The organism is Variovorax sp. 10N432 (genome assembly GCF_056394465.1).
Map to the genome: position 1 here is coordinate 1 of NZ_JBFTHX010000046.1, position 21588 is coordinate 21588.

At 61.6% G+C, this 21588-nt stretch carries 19 protein-coding genes and 1 pseudogene; 13 read left to right on the plus strand and 7 right to left on the minus strand.

From position 1 onward, the window contains the following. The first annotated feature begins 146 nt into the window (after positions 1–146). A complete protein-coding gene (locus AC1DF3_RS31775; RefSeq protein WP_478142057.1) occupies positions 147–1181 on the plus strand; it encodes an SEC-C metal-binding domain-containing protein in 1035 nt (344 codons plus the stop codon). A 69-nt stretch (positions 1182–1250) separates the two neighbouring features. Next, positions 1251–1454: pseudogene (locus tag AC1DF3_RS31780) on the plus strand (transposase); the annotation flags it as partial. 501 nt (positions 1455–1955) lie between these two features. Here AC1DF3_RS31780 and AC1DF3_RS31785 read toward each other — a convergent pair. Beyond that, a complete protein-coding gene (locus AC1DF3_RS31785) occupies positions 1956–2768 on the minus strand; it encodes a methyltransferase, TIGR04325 family (RefSeq protein ID WP_478142058.1) in 813 nt (270 codons plus the stop codon). A gap of 357 nt (positions 2769–3125) precedes the next feature. Continuing rightward, complete coding sequence (locus AC1DF3_RS31790) at positions 3126–3536, minus strand: hypothetical protein (protein WP_478142059.1); 411 nt, start codon at positions 3534–3536, stop codon at positions 3126–3128. A 333-nt stretch (positions 3537–3869) separates the two neighbouring features. Here AC1DF3_RS31790 and AC1DF3_RS31795 point away from each other — a divergent pair, with 333 nt between their 5' ends. The 11 genes from AC1DF3_RS31795 (at position 3870) to AC1DF3_RS31845 (ending at position 14697) form a co-directional block, all read left to right on the plus strand. Continuing rightward, positions 3870–4256 (plus strand): DUF2946 family protein, encoded by a 387-nt coding sequence (locus AC1DF3_RS31795; RefSeq protein ID WP_478142060.1) that lies wholly within the window; start codon positions 3870–3872, stop codon positions 4254–4256. A gap of 446 nt (positions 4257–4702) precedes the next feature. Further along, complete coding sequence (locus tag AC1DF3_RS31800) at positions 4703–6130, plus strand: TolC family protein (RefSeq protein WP_478142061.1); 1428 nt, start codon at positions 4703–4705, stop codon at positions 6128–6130. A 23-nt stretch (positions 6131–6153) separates the two neighbouring features. Then, positions 6154–7572 (plus strand): multicopper oxidase family protein, encoded by a 1419-nt coding sequence (locus AC1DF3_RS31805; RefSeq protein ID WP_478142062.1) that lies wholly within the window; start codon positions 6154–6156, stop codon positions 7570–7572. Positions 7573–7603: 31 nt separating this feature from the next. After that, on the plus strand, positions 7604–8110 hold the full coding sequence (locus AC1DF3_RS31810; RefSeq protein ID WP_478142063.1) for a cupredoxin domain-containing protein: 507 nt from the start codon (positions 7604–7606) through the stop codon (positions 8108–8110). A gap of 61 nt (positions 8111–8171) precedes the next feature. Then, positions 8172–8516: a copper-binding protein gene (locus AC1DF3_RS31815; protein ID WP_478142064.1), complete on the plus strand. Its 345-nt coding sequence runs from the start codon at positions 8172–8174 to the stop codon at positions 8514–8516. A 109-nt stretch (positions 8517–8625) separates the two neighbouring features. Then, a complete protein-coding gene (locus tag AC1DF3_RS31820) occupies positions 8626–9714 on the plus strand; it encodes a methyltransferase, TIGR04325 family (protein WP_478142065.1) in 1089 nt (362 codons plus the stop codon). A 605-nt stretch (positions 9715–10319) separates the two neighbouring features. Then, positions 10320–10574, plus strand: coding sequence for a heavy-metal-associated domain-containing protein (locus AC1DF3_RS31825; RefSeq protein WP_478142066.1), 255 nt, complete (start codon positions 10320–10322; stop codon positions 10572–10574). A gap of 171 nt (positions 10575–10745) precedes the next feature. Next, positions 10746–11156, plus strand: coding sequence for a hypothetical protein (locus tag AC1DF3_RS31830; RefSeq protein ID WP_478142067.1), 411 nt, complete (start codon positions 10746–10748; stop codon positions 11154–11156). 28 nt (positions 11157–11184) lie between these two features. Further along, a complete protein-coding gene (locus AC1DF3_RS31835) occupies positions 11185–11433 on the plus strand; it encodes a DUF2933 domain-containing protein (protein ID WP_478142068.1) in 249 nt (82 codons plus the stop codon). Then, entirely contained in the window at positions 11414–12067 is a 654-nt protein-coding gene (locus AC1DF3_RS31840; protein ID WP_478142069.1) for a methyltransferase family protein, read from the plus strand. Before AC1DF3_RS31835 ends, AC1DF3_RS31840 begins: the two co-directional genes overlap by 20 nt. A gap of 413 nt (positions 12068–12480) precedes the next feature. Next, the gene (locus AC1DF3_RS31845; RefSeq protein ID WP_478142098.1) at positions 12481–14697 is read left to right on the plus strand and encodes a copper-transporting P-type ATPase; all 2217 of its coding nucleotides are present in this window, start codon (positions 12481–12483) and stop codon (positions 14695–14697) included. 91 nt (positions 14698–14788) lie between these two features. Here the strand turns inward: AC1DF3_RS31845 and AC1DF3_RS31850 are convergent, their stop codons facing one another. Genes AC1DF3_RS31850 through AC1DF3_RS31870 form a run of 5 tightly spaced genes read right to left on the minus strand, consistent with a single transcriptional unit; the run spans position 14789 to position 21557 of the window. Next, positions 14789–15139 carry a copper-binding protein gene (locus AC1DF3_RS31850; RefSeq protein ID WP_478142070.1) on the minus strand — a complete coding sequence of 117 codons (351 nt, stop codon included), beginning with the start codon at positions 15137–15139 and terminating at the stop codon, positions 14789–14791. Then, positions 15136–15660 (minus strand): DUF411 domain-containing protein, encoded by a 525-nt coding sequence (locus AC1DF3_RS31855; RefSeq protein WP_478142099.1) that lies wholly within the window; start codon positions 15658–15660, stop codon positions 15136–15138. Before AC1DF3_RS31855 ends, AC1DF3_RS31850 begins: the two co-directional genes overlap by 4 nt. Beyond that, positions 15653–18817 (minus strand): efflux RND transporter permease subunit, encoded by a 3165-nt coding sequence (locus tag AC1DF3_RS31860; protein WP_478142071.1) that lies wholly within the window; start codon positions 18815–18817, stop codon positions 15653–15655. Before AC1DF3_RS31860 ends, AC1DF3_RS31855 begins: the two co-directional genes overlap by 8 nt. Further along, a complete protein-coding gene (locus AC1DF3_RS31865) occupies positions 18814–20328 on the minus strand; it encodes an efflux RND transporter periplasmic adaptor subunit (RefSeq protein WP_478142072.1) in 1515 nt (504 codons plus the stop codon). The genes AC1DF3_RS31860 and AC1DF3_RS31865 overlap by 4 nt, the downstream gene beginning before the upstream one ends. Further along, complete coding sequence (locus tag AC1DF3_RS31870; RefSeq protein WP_478142073.1) at positions 20325–21557, minus strand: TolC family protein; 1233 nt, start codon at positions 21555–21557, stop codon at positions 20325–20327. The genes AC1DF3_RS31865 and AC1DF3_RS31870 overlap by 4 nt, the downstream gene beginning before the upstream one ends. Positions 21558–21588: the final 31 nt, after the last annotated feature.

Consider the following 21588-nt stretch of genomic DNA (forward strand, 5'->3'; position numbering starts at 1 on the left):
CAGCGCATCGATCGCCCAGCGCATCGATCGCCACCTTGGCCTTGAATGCCGCTGAGTGATTGCGGCGGGGTCTTTTGCTCATGTCGTCTGCTCCTGTCATCCGGGCTCTGTCCTCGCCCATGGGAGCAGCCTATCCACTTTGCGGCGTGTTCAGATTTGCGCGGCTGGCTCTCTGGGTGGGAGACATCGACCCCAGCAAAACCTTCGTTCACATCTTTGATGAAGGATCCCTGGATCTGCTCTTGACCGAGCTGGATGCCGGCCCTGACTTCATTCACTACCTTATCGAGCGCGAACGCGCGATCCGGAAGGAACATCTGTCGGTGATCTACGGCGAGGAAGACTTTCTCGCCGTGTACTTCAGCAACCTGCAACCCAACGGCTTTGGTGCTTATCGTCCCTACCGGCCGATTCCAGCCGACGTCGACGACTGCCTTCTCACTCTCGAGGAAGGCATGTGGTCAGCCCTTCGAAACTCCAGGATCTATGCGCTCTTCGAAGGCCAGCGAAAAGCTGCGATGGCCTGGAAGCGAATCACCAACGACCTCTCCGAAGCCGTCCTCTCCGCCGACGTTGGCAGCGAGGTGAGCACTGAGTCGCTGGCTACTCATGAGCGCGCTGTTCGAACGATGGCCTCAGAGAACCGGGCATCTAGGGCGGCGCTGGGCCACATGCTCATTGAGAAGTTCAACACGGTGCCCGGCCAAGCTCGTAGTGCTCGTGTTGTTGCTTCCTTGACGCATCCAGAGCGGATCTACATCTTCCTGCTCTTCCCATGGATCGACGCGCACGTCACCTACGACGGCTATCGTGCGGAGCGGAAGGCTTGCATGGAGCTCTATGCGCGCGCGGCGCAAGTGAAATTCCCCACCTATGCGGAGATTGTCGTTCTGGGCGCAGACACAAAGGGCTCGCCTGGAAGTTCCGAAACCGTAATGGTTGCGGAGGGCAACCCGAATCTGTCCGAGGCAGAGAAAGCTGAGACCCTGGCCATGATGGAAGAGCACCAGATCTTGTCCACCCTCGGCGATTCTGCTTCGAGCAGCTATCGCCCCAGCATGCTCGCCCCTCGAATCTTCGATAGCTCCTGGGCAGTAACACCACCGGACAAACTGCCCGGCGTGAACGCACCCTGCTACTGCGGTTCAGGCCGAAAGTTCAAGAAATGCTGCAGGCCCTAGGAACCGGCGCGCGCAGTTTCCGGGCCTCGCTGGCGGCGTCGAACTGGGTTCGCCGGGCGTACGGCATCCCCGCGCCAGCGTTGGCACCGCGGAACCAACGAGAACACGAACGGCTTGCTCAGGCAGTACTTCCCTAAAGGGATCGATCTCTCGAGCCATTCACAGGCCAAGCTGAATGCCGTTGCAAGACAATTGAACGAGCGACCACGGAAGACCCCCGACTTCCACACACCGGCTGAGATGTTCAGCCAAATCGTTGCATCGACCGGTTGAATCCGCAGCCAGCAGCGGTCGTTCGACCTCGTGGCAGTATGTATCTTTGCTGATGCAGAAAGAAACCTAGGACAGTCTGCAGAACCCGTTTTGCAATCACGTCTGAATGAACAAGGTCAGGTCGCAGCGAGACGGCCCGATCGAGCAAGGTCGGCAACGATTTGCTGCTTGGGACTGTCGCGCGTGGTACTTGATGGCGGCATGGCCACCGAGGTCGAACACGCTTCGCAGCCCATCATCGAATGACCGTCCTAGCCAGAAGAGCGCCGGGTAGCCATAGAAAAGTATCTGTGAAGTGAAGAGGCATTTGGCCTCCTCAAGGTTGTCAAATCCAATCGGCTTGGACTTCGGGAGTGCGGCGATTGCAGCGTCGAAGGTTTTGTAGGACCCCAAGAACAAGTGCTCTTCGCGATTGTTCAGGCATTCTTGCCGATACGCGACTGGCGCATCGAAGACGGCACTATCTTTTCAAGCATCTTGTTTTCTATGCAACGAGAGAAACTAACCTGCCAGCGAAAAATAGAACCCTGAGAAGGCCTGTATGGTGCACTCCGGGTGTCCTGGAATCCACATGTTTCTCTCATGAACCTTCCATTCGTCCCTCAGCGTGTAGCCAAGGTCCTCGACCTCTCTGATGAAGCTAGCGCGGTTGTAGACCTGCACCGGCGAGTAGCAGCCATAGCCGATGTTCTGAGCCGTGACGAAGTCGCTTCCTTCACAAATCGGAAGTTTGTTTAGAAGGATGTGAGTCGGTTGCGCCGCGGAGATGCCGAGCATGCGACCTATTCGCCCTTCGTCCATGTACTGGAGGGTGCCACAGGAAAGCCAGATGCTGGCTTGCCTTCCGGCCTCCTGAAGGTCGCCAGTGAAACGAAGCGCGGTTTTCTTCTGAGCGGCGAACTCCTTGCCGATGGAGATCATTGCCGGCAGCTCGGCCACCTCCCAGATCAGGTCATCCGGCAATTCGATATAGCGCCGATAGGCATAGTAGTGCACGCCAAAGGAGCCACCGATGTCCAGCAGCGTTCTGGAGCCATCGCCAAAAGCGTGCTGAAGCCACCACATGACGGGATAGTCATAGGCAAACACGTGATGGACATGCTCATCGTAGCCTCGAGCCAATGCCGCGTGATCGAATCCTTTATTGAGGGGCAGCCAGGCACGGGCGGCGTCGAAACTCTCGAAGACGCCAAAATAGTTGCAGAATCCTTCCGGCGTGAGGAACTCTTCGGCTTTCAACCGGAGCATTGTCGAGCGAAGCACCGGGACATTCTTCAGCTGCTGCAACCGTCTGGCCCAATTGAGCATCGTCATCCTTGCCTCCTAGTCTTCAGAACCCGTACGGCGCGTGTGATCGACATGTGCTGTGGCAGCCGCTTTGTGGTTTCTCCTCGGGACTTCGTCGGCTCAGGGCCCGAGGCCTTCCATCGCCGATCGCAGGGAAGACGCGGACGCAGCTTCGGCGGCGGCATCGAGGGGGCAGCGCAGAGCCGAGCCGAGCGCCCGGTGCCAAGGCAGCCAACGGACGGGCTGGCAAGAAAGTGAGCATGGTGACCTCGCGAAATTCATGAACGGCGTGCCGTCGTCAAGCCCGGGCAAGGCGTGACGACACGAGCGGTACATGTGCGTCGACGCGTCAGCAACTGAAGATCGCTGACGGTTCGGACGCGGTCAGACGCGAGGTGGTTTGTGGGGAACGCTAGGTGACACGGTCGCCAAAGCGCGTAGAGGCTCGGCGAAATCGGCCTGAGGCAGACCGCGAAGAATGGCCGTGCCAAGAGTCGGCATCATTCCGACCGAATGACACGCGGCGCAATTGCCGCATTTGTGGGGAGGCGTGTCCGACGGATCGTCGGGCGAGCCCCGGGCAACATGGTGGTCCGCGCTGTCACCGCTGGCCATCTTTGCATGATGATGCTCAGCGCCTTGTGCGCGGTGATCGTGCCCACTGTGGTCGTGGACGGCGCCCGAGTTCGCGTGCGCCGGCTCAGGTGCGCAAAACGTCATGGCTGCCGCCGCGTAGCCCTGAAAGGGCACCGCAAGCACCACAAACCACAGCAGAAAGGCGCGGAAACAGGCCATCGCGGAAATTGTAAGAGGTTGCCTGGCCTTTGCCAACGCAGTGCCTGGAACTGGCAACCTCTGCGCGCCTGCAAGCATGTGGGCAAAATCATGCGGGCGATTTGTCAACAGGCCTATCCCCCATCGGCCTGCCAATAGGGGCTGAGTTGGATGTGTGCGGGCGACACTCCAGCAGTTGGGCCGCGCGACGCCATGGGGCTGCTCCAACCGCTTCGGTGAACAGCAGCGACTCCGGCCCAACGGCGCAGGATCTTTCTCTTGACCTTCCCCCCATAGGAAGGTTCAAACTCAGTCTTTCCTGCAGTTTTGCGGGCAATGTATAGAATTTTCTGGATGGTTCGCCTGCGCGCAATCCTGCTCTGGCTCTTGATGCTCGCCGTACCCTTTCAGGGCTACGCGGCGGCAGCTATGGCCTTTTGCGCGCCGTCGGGAACGGAACTCGAGGCGGGGCTGGTGCATGAGCACGCCAGTCACGACCATGCTGCGTCGCCAGCTGCGCACGAACATGAAGCGAGCGATCAGGCTCCCCATCAGCACGACCAAGACGATCAAAGCGCGTCGCACACGTGTGGCAACTGCGCGGCGTGTCACGCCGTCGGCATGGCTCCAACGCTGGAACCGATTCTTTGGAAGGGGCTCCCGCAGGCGGACCTGCTGGAGCCGTTCCATCCGGTGTCAAGCATCTCGCCCCCTGTTCCCCAAAAACCTCCTCGCGTCTGACCGCGTCTGATCCGTCAGCGAACTTCTGTTGCTGATGGGTGGACGCGCATGTTCCGCTTGTTGTCGCACGGCCGCCGGCCGCTGATGGCACTTCGTTCATGAACACGCGAGGATTCCATGTTCAATTTTTCGCCAGCCCGGTGGCTGGCAGCGTTGCCGGTTCTTGTGGCGTTGGCAGCGGCCGCTCAGTCGGGCGACGAGGCCAAAGCGAAAGACGCGGCGGCCCCCGCACTCACCTTCCAGTCGGCGATGGAGGGCTACAAGCCCTTCGCGGCTGGCTCTAGTGTCCCGTGGCGCCAGGCAAACGAAACGGTCCACCAAAGAGGTGGCTGGCAGGCCTACGCCAAAGAAGCGTCCGGAGAGACTGACGGTGAGCGTTCGCCATCGGACGCTCACGAGGCTCACTCCGCACCCATGCCTCCAGCGGCGCCTGCTAAGGAAAAGCCATGAGGCGCGCAGTCCGCGTTCTTTCGGCTTTGGTCGGGGCGGTTTTCCTCGCCGGCTGTGCATCGCTCGGAATCGATGACGCGCTGAAATCGACCAACACTTCCGCTTCTCAATTCACCGACGGGAATCTGGAGCTCAGTCGTACCGACGAGCAGCAAAAGGCCCGGGCAGGCCTCGCGCAAGAATTGCTGAGCAAGCCCTTGTCCCAGGACGATGCGGTGCGCCTCGCACTGGCAAATAGCCCCACGGTGCAAGCTTTGATCGCGCAGAACTGGGTCGATCTCGCTGCGGCCAACCAAGCGGGCCGCATTCCCAACCCGGTCTTCACGTTCGAGAGATTTCGTCTGGGTGATGAACTCGAAATCGGTCGCCTGCTATCGTTTGGATTGGTGGATTTGCTGCTTCTACCGAAGCGCGTATCCATTGCCGAGAGTCTGGTCGCCCAGGCTCAAGTACAGCTGACCGGCGCGGTCGTTGACCAGGTCACTCAGGTGCGCCAAGTCTGGGTCCGAGCGGTGGCGGCTCAGCAGTCTCTCAAGTATGCGGAGCAGGTGAAGGAATCTGCTGAAGCCAGTGCCGAGCTTGCACGACGGATGCAAGCGGTCGGAAACTTCAGCAAGCTGCAGCGAGCGCGTCAGCAGGTCTTTTATGCGGATGCGACCACCCAATTGGCTTCGGCGCGCCATGCCACGACCGCTGCACGGGAAGAACTCACGAGGGCACTGGGCCTGACCGATGTTCAAGCTGTCCACCTGAAGCTTCCCGAGCGCCTTCCCGATCTCCCCAGGGCTCCTCGCGATGCTAGTCAGGTCGCGTCTGCCGCCGGGGAGCAGCGGCTGGACATTCAACAAGCCAAGGCCCAATTGGAGGTTGCTGGCAAGTCGCAGGGCATCAACCTGCTCTCAACCTTCATCGACGTGGAGGCAGGGTATCGGCACGACACGGTATTCGACAACGCCGGCGGCGGTAGCGCTACACGGCGTGGCTGGGAATTCGACATTCAGCTGCCGCTGTTCGACTGGGGAACTGCGCGCCGAGACGCGCTGAACGCTCAAGCCCTCGCCGCCGCCAACCGGTACGACGCAGCGGTGCGCGGTGCCACCTCGCAGCTGCGGGAAAACTATTCGGCCTATCGAACGGCGTACGACATCGCGCGCCACTACCGCGACGAAATTGTCCCGTTGAGGCAGACGATGGCTGAAGAAAACGTCCTTCGATACAACGGAATGCTCATCGGGGTTTTCGAGCTTCTCGCGGAGGCTCGGGACCAGATAGCCAGCGTGACAAGTGCCATCAATGCCCAGCAGCAGTTCTGGCTCGCCGATGCATCTCTGAAGGCTGCGGTCATTGGTAGGCCCATGGCAGGCATGACCTCTTTTTCTTCTTCCAGCCCCGCCTCGACCTCGGACGCGGCCGCCGCTCACTGAACTCCTTACTCGATCCACTGCAGATGAAGAACAGACGAAACTTTCTAGGCGGAGCAGGCGCTATCACGGGTGCCCTGGCCGCCGCCTCGGTCAGCAAGGTTGCCATGGCAGCGTTGCCAGAGCCAGTGCTGCAAACCAAGCCTGACACCATGCCGCCGCTCGCGCCGTCGACGGGGCGACCCTTCAATCCTGTGGTGACGCTTAACGGTTGGTCACTTCCTTGGCGCATGAACGGCGGTGTGAAGGAGTTTCACCTCGTGGCCGAGCCCGTCGTTCGCGAGATGGCGCCGGGCTTCAAAGCACACCTTTGGGGCTATAACGGCCAGTCTCCAGGGCCGACTATCGAGGTGGTCGAGGGTGACCGGGTGCGTATCTTCGTCACCAACAAGCTTCCGGAACACACCAGCGTTCATTGGCATGGCCAGCGCCTGCCCAACGGAATGGATGGCGTCACCGGCCTAACCCAGCCGGGCATTCAACCTGAGAAGACCTTCGTCTATGAGTTCGTGGCGAGAAGGCCGGGGACGTTCATGTACCACCCTCATGCCGACGAGATGGTCCAGATGGCGATGGGGATGATGGGATTCTGGGTGACTCACCCGAGGGAGCGGCACCCGCTCATCGAAGAAGTCGACCGCGACTTCGTCTTCCTGCTCAATGCCTACGACATTGAACCCGGCAGCGCGACGCCCAAGGTCATGACCATGCTCGACTTCAATCTTTGGTCGTGGAACAGCCGCATCTTTCCTGGCATTGATTCGCTGAACGTGCGCCAGAACGACAAGGTCCGCATTCGATTCGGCAACCTCACGATGACCAACCACCCGATGCACCTGCATGGGCATGAGTTCATGGTCACGGGCACCGACGGCGGACCGACGCCAAAGAGCACTCGCTGGCCCGAAGTCACCACCGATGTCGCGGTTGGCCAGATGCGGCAAATCGAATTCTTGGCAGACGAGGAAGGTGACTGGGCGTTCCATTGCCACAAGAGCCATCACACGATGAACGCGATGGGCCACGACGTGCCCACCATGATTGGTGTTGACCACAAAGATGTGGTCAAGAAGATCACGAAGCTGGTCCCTGATTACATGGTCATGGGGGAGCGCGGCATGGCCGACATGGGCGAGATGGAAATGCCCATTCCCGACAACACCGCTCGAATGATGACCGGCGAAGGCCCGTTCGGCTCGGTGGAAATGGGCGGTATGTTCAGCGTTGTCAAAGTTCGCAAGGGCCAAAAGCCCGGTGACTACTCAAATCCTGGCTGGTTCAAACACCCGCAGCGGACGATCGCCTATGAGTTCGCCGGTGAGCCGCCGGCACCAGCCCGCGCCAGCAATGCAGGCGCCAGTTCCATGCGGGCGCAGCATATGCCCGCCAAAAACATTGAAGTTCAAGTTCGAAAACCAGCTGGTGGTGGCCACGCCGGCCACTGACCATTCCTCAGATCAACCAAGGGAAAATCCTATGAACACCCACCATCGCAACACGTTGCTTGCGGCCCTCGCGACTACGTTCACCGCTATTGCGGCCGCCTCCGGCAACCACGCCGGCGGCCATGGCCACAACGCCGCCGACGCCTTCGGCAAGTCCGGGGATGCCACCAAAGCTGATCGCATCGTAAAGGTCGACATGACGGACAGCATGCGGTTCAACCCATCGACTCTGGCCGTCAAGCAAGGCGAGACCGTTCGCTTCGTCGTCAGCAACTCAGGACATCTCAAGCATGAGCTGGTTCTCGGCACAGAGAAGGAGCTGAAGGAGCACTACGAAGCGATGAAGAAGAACCCAGAGATGGAGCACGCCGACCCGGGTATGGTGACCCTGGCCCCGGGCAAGACCGGCGAGATCGTTTGGCAGTTCACCAAGGCAGGGAAGGTGGACTTTGCCTGCCTTCAGCCCGGCCACTACGACGCAGGAATGAAGGGCAGCGTGATGGTAGACAAGACTAACAGTTCCACGAAGCAACACTAGGCACAGCTCACGATTGGCTCGCGGCGCCCCGGCGCCCTCAACACACCTCAAGGAAACTCTCATGCTCAAAACTTCAATTGCTATAGGCCTCCTCATTTCCGTGTTGGCACTCCCAAGTCTGGCGACTGGGCAGCCAAGCGGAACATCGACGGCGATCCCAAACGCAAGCGCCTCCGACGCGTCCGAACTCACGCAAGGCGAGGTCCGCAAGGTGGACAAGGATGCCAAGAAGCTCACGATCAAGCACGGGCCCCTGAAGAATCTAGACATGCCTGGGATGACCATGGTGTTTCAGGTGAAGGACGACACGGTCCTGGACAAGGTCCAAGTCGGAGACAAGGTGGAGTTCCGGGCCGAGAAGATCGACGGCAAGTTCACGGTCACTAGGCTGGAGGCTCTGCGTTAGTCCTCTGCATCCGCCGCCAAGGCGACGGCGGATGCTGCTTTCATAAGAAGAGATCTTTGTTGGTACGGTGGTGGAGAAGAGACCGATGAGAAATGCGAGTACAGCACAGATGATCCGCGACTTCCTGGATGGGCCCCTAGCGCGACCGGCCCTCATGCATTGGGGGCGAAAACATTTTCTTTCAGAGCGCGGAACCGGCTTGCATTTTGGGATCTTTGACAGTTTCGACAGTGCACGACGCTGGTTACCGGTGAGCTCGGAGTTCAATACAAATGCAATTCACAAGGAACACGTCGAGGCTCGGACTCGAAGAGTCTTCGCTTCCGACTATCCCGTGATGTGGTGGCTCTCGGCCGCGTTCCGAGATGGTGCTCAGAGCATCTTGGACGTCGGGGGGTCTGTGGGCGTGCACTACTACCGCTACCTTCCATTCATCGATATGCCGGAGACGCTGAGCTGGAACATAGTCGAGGTTCCATCGGTCGTTGCGATGGGCAGAACGCTGGCCGCTGTGCGCAAAGCAGCTGCGCTCGAGTTCTCTCCAAACTTGAACGAAAGCCTGTCCCGGGTCTGTGCTGACCTATTGATGTGCACTGGGACCCTTCAGTATCTCGAGGACGTTGGACCGGCCAGTCTCATCAAGCGAATGGCGCACGGACCCTCGCGGCTTCTCTTCAACAAGCTGCCGCTTATTGACGGTGAAGGCTTCATCACCACGCAGAACTTAGGAGGGGGCTGTTTTGCCCCGATGCGTGTCTTCAACCGCAATGCCTTCATCGATGCCGTTGAGGCGCAGGGGTACGTCCTGAACGATGAATGGTCAGTCCATGAGCGCGCCCTCCACTTGCCGGGCTTCCCCGAACGCTCGATCCCACACTTTACGGGGCTGTATTTCTGCAAAGAAGACAGACGCGCCCCCCCTCGGGTCAACAACGGATCGCATGGTGCGAAACAGCCGTACTCTGAATTAACGTCGAAAGGTCGGCCTGTCGAGGACCACTGGTCGTTTCGTGTGCCGTACGAAATCAGGCTGGCGAACGGCGACGATGTCGTCAGACCTATTCATGGGACTGTCGTTACACCGAACGTATGGCTGCCGGACACGCCGCAGAACAGACGCAAGGTACTCGATGCACTGGCACTGGCCTCAGATCGCTTCGGCCATGCAACATTTTGGATTGAGGAGCGTCGAGCATGAGCCTTCAGAGCAAAGCGGTCGCGAGCCCGGTGATGGGACTTTCCGCTATCTAGAATTTTGAGCCGTCTTGTTTGTCACCCCGCTCGTGGGTTGGGAGCCTCGCGCTCATCTCAGACGTGGCGCACATGCTCACGGATGCTGCTGCGCTTGCCTGCGCAGGTGAACTAGCGACTGCCGGCTCGATCCGCGTGGTCTGCGCGGCCGTCCATAGCGGGACGCCGAGCGACAAGGCGCCTGGCAAAATCTTGATGTGGTTTTTCATGTTCGATGCATCTGATCGCGGGCCTAGGCAGAGCCTGGCCAACCGTTGCCCGTGCGGAGGACGAACGAGCCCTATCCTCTCAGAGAGGCCTGTCTGGGTCAGATGGTTCGTGGGGCCCCTCTTGTCGCTTCGAGACGAAGCTCGGAGGGGGACTTCACGGGCGACAGCATGAAGGCGGAACCTTCGAAGGGCGTAACGGCGAGCTCTAGAGCTTGCCCCCATGGGAAGGTCAACCAATCTCAGAAAAAGTTTGACTCACTAGGGGTACTGCTTGGCGACTTTACCTTGCCATCATGGGAGGGTTGACATTTGTCTTATCGAAACCACCCTGGAGAGCAAAGCAATGATTACCTTTGAAGTTAGCGACATGACCTGTGGTCACTGCGTGAGCACCATCAGCAAGGCGGTAGCCAGCGTCGACGATGGCGCGAGAATCCAAATAGACCTACCCGCACACCGAGTTCAAATCGAGCCGGCGGCTGCAACCGCTCAGAAGTTGAGCGACGCCATCCGGGACGCTGGCTACAGCCCGTCGGTCGTCGACGGCACCTCGCCCACCTCTGCGGCGACGAAGCGAAGCGGCTGCTGCTGCGGATAGCCAAGGGCAGCGCGTAAGACCTCATGGGTTTATGGAAGTCAGCCGGCGCTCGCGCACCTGCCTTGATTTGCATCAAGAGCGAAGGCGGACCTTGGGAGCATTGTGGAGCCGTGGAGTGCTGTCCCGAGCACCCAAGGCACAAAGTGAAGAACCATGAAGCGCATATGTATCTTGGCTGCGGCCGCAGCGGTCACGCTTGCCGGCTGCTCCTCGCTTCCCGGCTCGGGGGCCAAACAGGCCGAAGAGCACGAGACGCATCACCCGGCGGCTGAAGCCGCACCAAAGCTCGACCCGGCCAAGTTCGACCAGCAAATGAAGACGATGCAGGAGATGCATCAGAAGATGATGGCCGCCAAGACGCCCGCAGAGCGTGCCGCGCTGATGAAGGACCACATGAAGGTCATGCAGGATGGCATGGCGATGATGGGGCAGATGGGCGGCGGCATGCCGATGCAGGGCGGGGGCATGTCCTCGATGCCCGGCGGCATGCAGAAAGACATGATGCAGCACATGGCCATGATGCAAATGATGATGCAGATGATGGTGGACCGCGAGGCGGCAACGCCTCCCGCGGCCAGGTAGCAGGCACAAATTGTTGGGGAGCATTGAGATGGACACGAACGACCATGAGCCACCTTTCTGGCGCTCACCCGGTGGAATCGGCTTGCTTGTCGTCGCCCTTGTCGGCGGGTTCTTCCTTGTCACCGAACACCGGGCGCACCTGCTTGGATGGCTTCCATTTCTTTTCATCCTCGCTTGTCCGCTGATGCATGTTTTCATGCACCACGGGCACCATCACGGAGGAAAGCACTCCGGGCACAACCCGTCGGGAGGCGACCATGAACAGCGCGAGCAATGACTACGGCTTGTGGAGCCTGGTGCTCCTGAACTCCGCCGTCTTCATCGGGTTCGCATACAGCTTCTTCAAACCGTCTACGCTGCGGGACTGGAGGAGTTTTGGCGCCTACTCGGCGTTTATCGTGGCCCTGTTCGCAGAGATGTATGGCTTCCCTCTCACGATATTCCTGCTGTCCGGCTGGCTCGGTGCCAAGTTTCCGGGCGTCAACCTGTTCGGGCACGACGCCGGGCACCTGTGGTGGTTGTTTACGGGCCAGCACGGAAATCCACACGCGGGCGTACTGCACATCCTGAGCTTCATTGCCATCTTTGTTGGCTTCATGCTGTTGTCAAAGGCATGGCAAGTGCTGTATCACGCGCAGCGGCGCCATGAGGTGGCCACAGCCGGCCCGTATCGCAGCATTCGGCATCCGCAATACGTCGCGTTCGTACTCATCATGCTCGGATTCCTACTTCAGTGGCCGACGATGCTGACTCTGGCGATGTTCCCGGTGCTGGTTTTCATGTACGTCCGGCTCGCCGTTTCCGAGGAAGATGATTCAGAGCGCGAGTTCGGAGAAGCTTGGCGCGCCTACGCACAAGTGACGCCTCGCTTCATTCCCGCCTGGGGCGGCGGTCGCCATCGACATGCTTAGTGGGACGGCTCGCGTCAAGAGCGCCGAGCTGTTATCAGGGGTCGGTGCCGTCGTCCTCGGAGTGGGACTAGGGTTGCTTGCGCCCTTGACAATACAGCGGCACGCACTGACGCTGCTGGGTGCCGGTGTGCTCCTCCATGGCGCGGGGATGACGCTCAAGTATCGGCTCGAGGCTGGGGGTCGCGAACCGCAGTGGTGGGACCGTGCGTTGTTCTGGGCTTGCTGGGCCTTTCTATTGGCGACCCTCGGGTGGATCGCTTTCCTCGTGGTTGCCCAGCCTCAGACCTAAGGCAAACGAAACCTATGCCGTCTTGACCTTCCTATCATGGGAGGGTGGAGACTGGGCCATCACCAATGCTGGAAAGAAGATGCCAATGACGTCCGACACCTCGTCCAAGCTGGACACGGCCGAGATGCACGACCACATGGCCCATCCCGACCCTCATGGCCACGGCGCGCACACCGGCCATGCGCAGTCCCCTCCGACGAGCACGCCGAGGGCGGGCTCAAAGGACATCGAGTACACCTGTCCCATGCACCCGCAGGTGCGGCAGAGGGGCCCGGGAAACTGCCCCATCTGTGGCATGGCGCTCGAGCCCGTGGTGGCCACGACGCAATCCGGCGAGAGCCCCGAGTTGCGCGATATGACCCGACGCTTCTGGGTCGGCCTCGCGCTGACCATTCCGGTCTTCGCGCTGGAGATGGGCGCGCACCTTATGGACATCCATCACCTCATCGGGCAGCAGACCTCGAACTGGATTCAGCTTTTGTTCGGGACCCCGGTGGTGCTATGGGCGGGCTGGCCGTTCTTTGTCCGCGCTTGGGCGTCCGTCAAGAACCGTAGCTTGAACATGTTCAGCCTCATCGCATTGGGAACCGGTGTGGCCTGGGTCTACAGCATCGTCGGGACGGTGATGCCGCAGGTCTTTCCGGCCGAGTTCAGGGGGCCCGGCGGTGCCGTGGCCATCTACTTTGAGGCCGCCGCGGTCATCACCGTGCTGGTGCTCCTTGGCCAGGTGCTGGAACTGAGGGCCAGGGAGAAGACATCGGGCGCGATACGCGCACTGCTTGACCTGGCGCCAAAGGAGGCGCTTCGCGTGACGGCCGATGGCACCGACGAGCGGGTCCCCTTGGAAACCGTGCAGGTCGGTGAGTTGCTGCGCGTGCGACCCGGCGAAAAGGTGCCGGTCGATGGCGAACTCACCGACGGCAAGGGTACCGTCGACGAGTCGATGGTCACCGGCGAGCCGATGCCGGTGGCCAAGGCGCCTGGCTCCAAGGTGACCGCAGGAACGCTCAATCAGACCGGCGGCTTCGTGATGCGGGCCGAAAAGGTCGGCGCCGATACCCTGCTCTCGCAGATTGTCCACATGGTGGCCGCCGCTCAGCGCAGCCGCGCGCCGATTCAACGCATGGCGGACCAGGTTGCAGGATGGTTCGTTCCGGTCGTCATTGCCATAGCAGTGCTCGCTTTCGTCGCTTGGTTCGTGTGGGGAGCCAGTCCAGCCTTCTCATATGCGCTCATCGCCGCGGTCGCTGTACTCATCATCGCGTGTCCCTGTGCCCTGGGCCTCGCAACGCCGATGTCAATCATGGTGGGGGTCGGGCGCGGTGCGCAGAGTGGCGTGCTCATTCGGGATGCTGAAGCGCTGGAACGAATGGAAAGGGTCGACACGCTGGTGGTCGACAAGACGGGCACTCTGACCGAAGGTCGCCCCAAGGTCGTGACCGTGCAACCGGTCGAAGGCTTCGACGCGGGCAACGTTCTTCAGAAGCTGGCCAGCGTGGAGCGAGCCAGCGAACATCCCCTGGCTGCCGCCATCGTCGCGGACGCGCTGGAACGGAAGCTCTCGCTCTCGCCTGTGACCGACTTCGATTCGCCCGTTGGAAAGGGTGTGCTCGGTGTCGTGGACGGCGTCCGTGTCGTCTGCGGCGGCGCGAAGTTCCTGGCGGAGAACGGCATCGAAGTCGCCACGCTCATCACGGCTGCCGAGGCCGTCAGTGCCAAGGCGGCCACTGTCATATTCGTCGGCATCGATGGTCGCCTGGCCGGATTCGTCGGCATCGCGGATCCCATCAAGGCAAGCACGGCCCAAGCCATCGCCGCATTGCGAAAGGCAAACATCCGTGTGGTGATGCTCACCGGCGACGGGAAGACCACTGCGCAGGCGGTCGGTCGGGAACTGGGCATCGACGAGGTCGTCGCAGAGGTCCTTCCTGAAGACAAGGCGTCAGTAGTGCAGCGATTGAAGACCGAAGGCCGGGTCGTTGCCATGGCGGGAGACGGCGTCAACGACGCACCGGCACTTGCCGCGGCAGACGTCGGCATCGCCATGGGCACGGGAACCGATGTCGCAATGGAAAGTTCAGGCGTAACGCTGCTGCACGGTGACCTTATGGGTATCGTCAAGGCGCGCCAGTTGTCGAAGGCGACTATGGGCAACATCCGCCTGAACCTCTGGTTCGCCTTCGGCTACAACGTGCTCGGCATCCCCGTTGCGGCCGGGGTGCTCTATCCATTCTTTGGCATCTTGCTCTCACCAGTTGTGGCTGCTGCCGCCATGGCGCTGTCCTCGGTGAGCGTCATCGCCAACTCCCTTCGGTTGCGAACGGCCAAGCTAAACGACTGACGACCGGGAGGACGTCAACTGGAGGGGGCTGCGCTGCGGGGGGTCAAGAGCAAGTGCCGGACGCCTCGAGCCAAGAAGAGAGCAATGGTACTCAGCGCACAGACTCGATGTACGTCACTGTCGCTTCGCCGTTCTTGATTTCAGCGTTGAATCGCACCCTGTCGCCAGGCTTCAATCTGTCCAGCATCCGTTTGTCGGCCACGGCGAAACCCATCGTCATCGCTTCCATCCCGAGGTTGGGCAGGTCGCCGTGATTGATGACGACCTCGCTGTGCTCCTTGTCGACCCTTTCCACTTCGCCCACCGTGAGGGCCATCGCGGGACGAGTGCCAATGCTCCAAGCCTTTTCAGGGGCGGAAGTCGGGCCTTTTGCTGTCTGTGACTGCGTACTGGCGCACGCCATGAGCAAGAGCGCGGCGATGATGGCTATGCGGTTCATCATGACTTTGACGATGCCTGGTGGGCGGGATAGTTCGCGAACACCGTCTCGCGACCTTTGGGGTCGACCAGAAGAACCTTGTACGGGTCCTTGCGCTCTCCGTACTCCATACCGGGCGACCCAACGGGCATCCCGGGCACGGCGAGGCCGATAGCCTGCGGTTTGGCGGCCAGCAGCCGCTTGATGTCGGCTGCGGGCACATGCCCCTCAATCGCATAGCCTTCGACGATGCCAGTGTGGCAGCTGGCGAGGCGTTCCGGCATGCCGAGACGCTTCCGCACGGCTGACGTGTCGTCTGTCTCGGAGACGTCAACAGAAAATCCAGCTGCTTTCAGATGTTCGACCCACGCGGTACAGCATTCGCAACCGGGATTTTTGTAGACATGGACCTTTGAGGCTGCGGCCCGTGCGGGGAGCGTCCGCAGCAGCGGGAGCGCTGCGATAGCGCCGAGAAGTGAGCGTCTGTTCATGAATGTACCCTTTGAGGAGTTTGATGTTGGTTCAGGCGCAGGCGATTCAAGCAGCCTTTGCTGCTGGAACAACGATTCCCTCAAGGCGTCGCTTGGGTCGGCTGCGGTGCACCAGATACCAGGCCGCCGGCATGACGAGCATGCTCAGCAAAGGGGCTGTCACCATACCGCCGACCATCGGCGCAGCTATTCGAGTCATTACCTCCGAGCCGGTTCCGCTTCCCCACATGATGGGCAGCAAGCCTGCCATGACCACCGCCACTGTCATTGCCTTCGGGCGAACGCGTTGCACCGCTCCCTCTCGGATGGCTGCGAGCAAAGTCTCGTCGTTCATCGGGGCCCCGGCTACGATGCGTCGCGCGAGCGCATTCTTGAGGTAGATGAGCATCACGACGCCGAATTCCGCGGCTAGGCCGGCAAGCGCGATGAATCCGACCGCTGTAGCCACAGAAACGGAGTGACCCAGTGCCCAGACCAGCCAGAACCCGCCGATGAGCGAGAAGGGAACGGCAGCCATCACCAAAGCAGCCTCCCTAAGCGATTTGAACAGTAGGTACAGCAGCACGAAGATGACCGCCAAGGTAGCGGGAACTACCAGCTTGAGCCTTTGCGTGGCTCGCTCAAGATACTCGAACTGCCCGGACCAAGACACAGCGTACCCCGTAGGCATCGTCACCGACTGCGCGACCGCAAACTGCATGTCGTTGACAACAGACCTGAGGTCTCGGCCTCGCACGTCCACATAGACCCAACCGGAGAGGCGCGCGTTCTCGCTGCGCAGCATCGGTGGTCCTTCCTCGATGGTGACCTTCGCGACATCCTGAAGCAGAAGCTGCGCTCCCCGTTCGGTCGCGAAGGGGAGTTCCCGCAGACGCTGCAAGGAGTCACGAACCTCTCGCGGGTAGCGCACGTTGATGGGATAGCGCTCCCGGCCCTGAATGACCTCGCCCACGTTGTCGCCGCCGATGGCTGTCGAAACGATGGCCTGGACGTCGGCCACTGAAAGGCCATGGCGAGCTGCCGCGAGTCTGTCCACGTCGACGTCGATGTATCGTCCGCCTGTCAGCCGCTCCGCCAGGGCCGAAGAGACTCCCGACACGCTCCTGACTGCGGCTTCAATCTGTGTCGTGAGCCTGTCGATAGTGGCCAAGTCGGTCCCGGACACCTTGATGCCGACAGGGCTCTTGATCCCGGTCGCCAACATGTCGATGCGGTTGCGGATGGGCGGAACCCAGACATTGGTGAGACCCGGTACCTTCACGACGCGGTCCAACTCTTCGACAAGCTTGTCAGGGGTCATGCCGGCGCGCCACTGTGCGCGCGGCTTGAACTGAATGGTGGTTTCGAACATCTCGAGCGGCGCCGGGTCGGTCGCCGTGTCGGCGCGACCCGCCTTCCCGAAGACGCGTTCGACCTCAGGGACCGTCTTGATGAGCCGGTCCGTCTGCTGGAGGAGCTCGGACGCTTTGGATACGGAGAGCCCGGGGAAGGCCGATGGCATGTACAGCAGGTCCCCCTCGTCGAGCGGTGGCATGAACTCGCCGCCAAGACGCATCACCGGGACGAGCGTGATGGCCAGGAGCACACCTGCCACCACCAGCGTGGCCTTGGGAAAGCGAAGGACGGCCTCCAGCGCGGGGCGATACGCTGCCATGAGGAAGCGGTTCACGGGGTTCGCCGCCTCGTGGGGGATGCGTCCGCGGATGAGGTATCCCATCAACACAGGCACCAGTGTCACGGAAAGGCCCGCCGCCGCTGCCATCGCATAGGTCTTTGTGAATGCCAGCGGGGAAAAGAGCCGGCCTTCCTGTGCTTCGAGCGAGAACACCGGTACGAACGAGAGCGCGATGATGAGCAACGAGAAGAATAGGGCGGGCCCGACCTCCGTCGATGCTCTGCCGACCAATTCCCATCGCTCGGCAGGTGTGGGATTTCGGCCATGCGTCGTCTCGAAGGCCTCAAGGTGCTTGTGGACGTTCTCGACCATGACGATGGCCCCGTCCACCATGGCGCCGATGCTGATGGCGATGCCGCCAAGCGACATGATGTTGGCGTTGACGCCTTGCCATTGCATGACGATGAAAGCTGCGAGCACGCCGATGGGAAGTGCAACGACCGCCACGAGGGCAGAGCGCATGTGAAACAGGAAGATGGCGCACACTGCCGCAACGACCGCGAACTCTTCCAGCAGCTTGTAGCGCAGGTTCTCGACCGCGCGGTCGATGAGCAGCGACCTGTCGTAGGTGGGAACGATTTCGACGCCCGGCGGGAGGCTGGATTTGAGCGTCTCAAGCTTTTCCTTGACGGCCTGGATGGTGGTGCGCGCGTTCTTGCCTGAGCGCATCACCACCACCCCTCCTGCGACTTCCCCTTCGCCGTCGAGCTCGGCAATGCCTCGTCGCATCTCCGGGCCAACCTGCACCGTGGCGACATCGCGCAGGAGCACCGGGGTGCTACCGGAGACTGCGAGCGGAATCGTGCGAAAGTCATCCAGCGATTTCAGGTAGCCTCGCGAGCGCACCATGTACTCCGCCTCCGCGAGTTCGACCACCGAGCCGCCTGAGGCCTGGTTTGCCTTCTGAAGCGCCGACACCACCGTCGCTTGTGTGACGCCGAGACCTCGCATGCGGTCAGGGTCGAGCACCACTTGGTACTGTCGCACCATGCCGCCGATGCTCGCGACTTCGGCCACGTCGGGTATGGTCTTCAGCTCGAACTTCAGGAACCAATCATTCAACGCGCGCAGCTGCCCGATGTCCCGCTTGCCCGAACGGTCCACCAGCGCGTACTCGTAGACCCATCCGACGCCCGTCGCGTCGGGCCCCAGTGACGCATTCGCGCCTGCGGGCAATTTGCCTTGCACCTGGTTGAGGTACTCCACAACCCGGGAGCGGGCCCAGTACGGGTCCGTCTTGTCGTCGAAGAGCACGTAGACGAACGAGTCCCCGAAGAACGAGTAGCCGCGGACGGTCTTGGCCCCCGGCACGCTTAGCATCGTGGTCGTCAGCGGATATGTCACCAGGTCCTCGACCACCTGTGGTGCCTTGCCAGAGAAGGGCGTCCGGATGATGACCTGCACGTCCGACAGATCCGGAAGGGCATCCACCGGAATGCGAGTCGCTGACCACATTCCAGCGACCACAAGGAACAGCGTGGCAAAGAGCACCAGGAGTCGATTGCCAATCGACCATCGGATGAGCGCGGCAATCATTGCTTCGTGCCCGGTTGTACACGCTGAACGGAGAGGAGTTCATAGCCCATGGGGCCGCCCTCCCTGAACTCGAACCGGACGGTGTCGCCAGATTTCACCTCCGCGAAAGCGCCGGGAGCCGGCTTCGAGAAGCCCATTGTCATCGCCGGCCACTTGAGGGTCGCAACCGGGCCGTGGGAGATCGTGATGCCATCTGGTTCGACGCTCTCGACTTTGCCTTCGGCTGAGTGGGTTGCCGATGCCTTGGCAGCCGGCGATGAGGCAGCGGGCACGGGCGATGTGGCAGACGCGGCCATGCCTCCCAGCACCGAGCGCAGCCGGGCCTCCGAGTCGATGAGGAACTGACCGCTGGCGACCACCTGGTCGCCTTCCTTCAACCCTTGCACAACCTCGATGTCATCGCCCAGGTCCATGCCTGGCGATACGTCGCGCGGCTCGAACGCGCCGGCGTCGTTGCGGACGATGACGACCGCGCGCTTGCCCGTGCGAATGACCGCCTCGGCCGGGACGACCAGTCGCGTGCTCGTCGGTCCTGTCACTTGCAGGCGCAACAGCATCCCCGGCGTGAGCTTGCCTTCCTTGTTGTCGACCTCGAAGCGCGCCTTCAGGGTGCGTGTGTTCGAACTGACCTCTGGCAATATTTCCCTGAGTTCGCCCTCGAAGGTCTGAGAGGCGTCGGCCTGCAATACGGCCTTGACCTTCTGGCCGCGGATCAAGCGCACCGCCTGAGCTTCCGGCACCTCGGCCACGGCCCAGACCTTTTCAAGCCCGGCGATGCGAAACAGCGTCATGCCGGGCGTGACAGCAACGCCTTCCCGCACGCCGAGTTCGGCTACCACCCCGCTTGCTGGTGCGCTCAGGGTGAAGCGCGCCTGTGCCGTCCCCGTCTCCTCGCTCCGGCGAATGAGGTTTTCCGGAATCGACATCGCGCGCATCCGCTCGCGTGCCGCTGCGATGAGGTCGGGCGCGACACCGGCCCGTTTGAGCGCAAGGACCTCGCTCTGTGGCCCGAGCCATTCCGGTGCAAAGATGGTCGCCAGGGCTTGACCTTTGCGCACGCGTTCCATCGGGGCGCGAACGGCCAAATGCTCGACGTAGCCCGCAACCCGCGTCTGTACGGCCACGCTCAACCGCTCGTCGAACTGCACAGTGCCGATGGCATCGAACGAACTCGAGGCCTCAGCTCGTCGCACGTTGGCGTAACGTATGCCCAGGTTCTGCTGTACCGAGGGGCTCACCTTGACACCAGACGCGCTCTGGTCGCTGTCGGCGTAAACCGGCACGAGCTGCATGTCCATGAAAGGCGATTTGCCTGGCTTGTCGAAGCGCGGGCCGGGGACCATCGGGTCGTGCCAATAGAGCACCTTGCGCCCGTCGGGTGACGAGGTGCCGGCGCTGTTGGCAGCTCTGGAGGTACCGTCATTGCTGGTGTGGCGTCCCAGCAGGAAGCTGCCACCAGCGAGGACGGCGCTGCCGACAACGAGAAGCGCGGTGAGGTGAGTGCGTTTCATTTGTCGGCTCCTTGTGCGAGAGGTTTGAATGCAAGTTGTGCTTGCGTCTTGGCGAGGTCGCGTTGAAGCGTGAGGAGTTTTCGCTTGGCTTCGACTTCGGCGTGCCGTGCCTCGAAGAGGGTCAGCAAAGGGCCCTGGTTCGACCGATATGCAGCGGTAGCTGCGGTGGTCCGCTGCAGGGCCGGAGTCACGACGCCGGCGCGATACCGCTCGATGCGTTCGCGCAGGCGTTGGGCGTCACTGGCGAGCGCTCGATATTCGGCGGTCGCCCCGCGCGTGGCTTCTGCAAGCTCTGCCTCGGCTTTGTCGGCCAACGCGAGCTTCGCCGCGGTCTCGCGGTCCTGGCGCTCGGACGGAGCGACCTGAAGCGGGATGCTCACACCGAAAGTCGCCATGTCCGAATAGCCCGTGCGTTGCCCGTATGAAACCTCCCAGGTCCAGTTCGGCTTGCGCTCCGAGGCCGCGACCGCGGCTGCTCGCGTGGCCACATCGATGTCGAACTGCTTTGCGAGGACGACTGGATTGGCCGCGACGTAGGCCTGCTCCGTCGGCAACGGAACCTCGGCTATGGGCGCCAATTCGTCGGCGTCGACACCGACCCAGCGCTGGAGCGTGACTTGAGCCGCGCTTCGAAGCTGACGAACCTCGGCCGACTCGTCTTCGGCCGAACCACGCGCACCGGCGAGGGCGAGCGCTTCCTGGCTGCTTCCGGCGGACGAAGCCAATCGGGCGCGTGCTGCCTCGAACTCCTCATGAGCGTGGTGCTCCACGAGCGTTGTGAGCTTCAAAGCCTCGCCCGCGTAGTAGGCGTCGAGGTAGGCGAGCGCGGTGTTCAGTCGGGTTTCGGCAACCGCGGCGCGCGTCTGGATGCTTTCTCTTGCGACCATCGCTTCGGCCGCCGCTCGGCGAGCATTCCGCTTCTCGCTCGACAGCCATTCCTGGCTTATGCCGATGCGCTTCATCGTCATCGGGTCGCGTGTGGTGCTGAAACGGTCCGGTCCGGTCACCGGCAGGTTTTCGATGCCGGCTCGCAGCGTGGGGTCCGGAAGCTGGCCCGCCGCGTGGGCGAGTTCGGATGCGCTCGAGGCGCCGGCTCGCGCTGCGCGAGCCGACTCGGAGCGCTGGACGGCTTGGTCGAGGGCGGCGTCGAGCGTGAGGGGCGCCGCGCCCACCAAAGAGGGCAGCAGTGCGGCGGCCAAGGCGGCCGCACGCAGGAATGGGGGTTGCATGGAGACTCCGAGGACAAATGGCAACACAGCT

What these genes read in the sequence shown, in the direction of transcription:
- AC1DF3_RS31785 (WP_478142058.1), bottom strand. Translation starts at nt 2,768, where the DNA reads ATGACGATGCTCAATTGGGCCAGACGGTTGCAGCAGCTGAAGAATGTC.
- AC1DF3_RS31790 (WP_478142059.1), bottom strand. Translation starts at nt 3,536, where the DNA reads ATGGCCTGTTTCCGCGCCTTTCTGCTGTGGTTTGTGGTGCTTGCGGTG.
- AC1DF3_RS31795 (WP_478142060.1), top strand. Translation starts at nt 3,870, where the DNA reads ATGGTTCGCCTGCGCGCAATCCTGCTCTGGCTCTTGATGCTCGCCGTA.
- AC1DF3_RS31800 (WP_478142061.1), top strand. Translation starts at nt 4,703, where the DNA reads ATGAGGCGCGCAGTCCGCGTTCTTTCGGCTTTGGTCGGGGCGGTTTTC.
- AC1DF3_RS31805 (WP_478142062.1), top strand. Translation starts at nt 6,154, where the DNA reads ATGAAGAACAGACGAAACTTTCTAGGCGGAGCAGGCGCTATCACGGGT.
- AC1DF3_RS31810 (WP_478142063.1), top strand. Translation starts at nt 7,604, where the DNA reads ATGAACACCCACCATCGCAACACGTTGCTTGCGGCCCTCGCGACTACG.
- AC1DF3_RS31815 (WP_478142064.1), top strand. Translation starts at nt 8,172, where the DNA reads ATGCTCAAAACTTCAATTGCTATAGGCCTCCTCATTTCCGTGTTGGCA.
- AC1DF3_RS31820 (WP_478142065.1), top strand. Translation starts at nt 8,626, where the DNA reads ATGATCCGCGACTTCCTGGATGGGCCCCTAGCGCGACCGGCCCTCATG.
- AC1DF3_RS31825 (WP_478142066.1), top strand. Translation starts at nt 10,320, where the DNA reads ATGATTACCTTTGAAGTTAGCGACATGACCTGTGGTCACTGCGTGAGC.
- AC1DF3_RS31835 (WP_478142068.1), top strand. Translation starts at nt 11,185, where the DNA reads ATGGACACGAACGACCATGAGCCACCTTTCTGGCGCTCACCCGGTGGA.
- AC1DF3_RS31840 (WP_478142069.1), top strand. Translation starts at nt 11,414, where the DNA reads ATGAACAGCGCGAGCAATGACTACGGCTTGTGGAGCCTGGTGCTCCTG.
- AC1DF3_RS31845 (WP_478142098.1), top strand. Translation starts at nt 12,481, where the DNA reads ATGCACGACCACATGGCCCATCCCGACCCTCATGGCCACGGCGCGCAC.
- AC1DF3_RS31850 (WP_478142070.1), bottom strand. Translation starts at nt 15,139, where the DNA reads ATGATGAACCGCATAGCCATCATCGCCGCGCTCTTGCTCATGGCGTGC.
- AC1DF3_RS31860 (WP_478142071.1), bottom strand. Translation starts at nt 18,817, where the DNA reads ATGATTGCCGCGCTCATCCGATGGTCGATTGGCAATCGACTCCTGGTG.
- AC1DF3_RS31865 (WP_478142072.1), bottom strand. Translation starts at nt 20,328, where the DNA reads ATGAAACGCACTCACCTCACCGCGCTTCTCGTTGTCGGCAGCGCCGTC.
- AC1DF3_RS31870 (WP_478142073.1), bottom strand. Translation starts at nt 21,557, where the DNA reads ATGCAACCCCCATTCCTGCGTGCGGCCGCCTTGGCCGCCGCACTGCTG.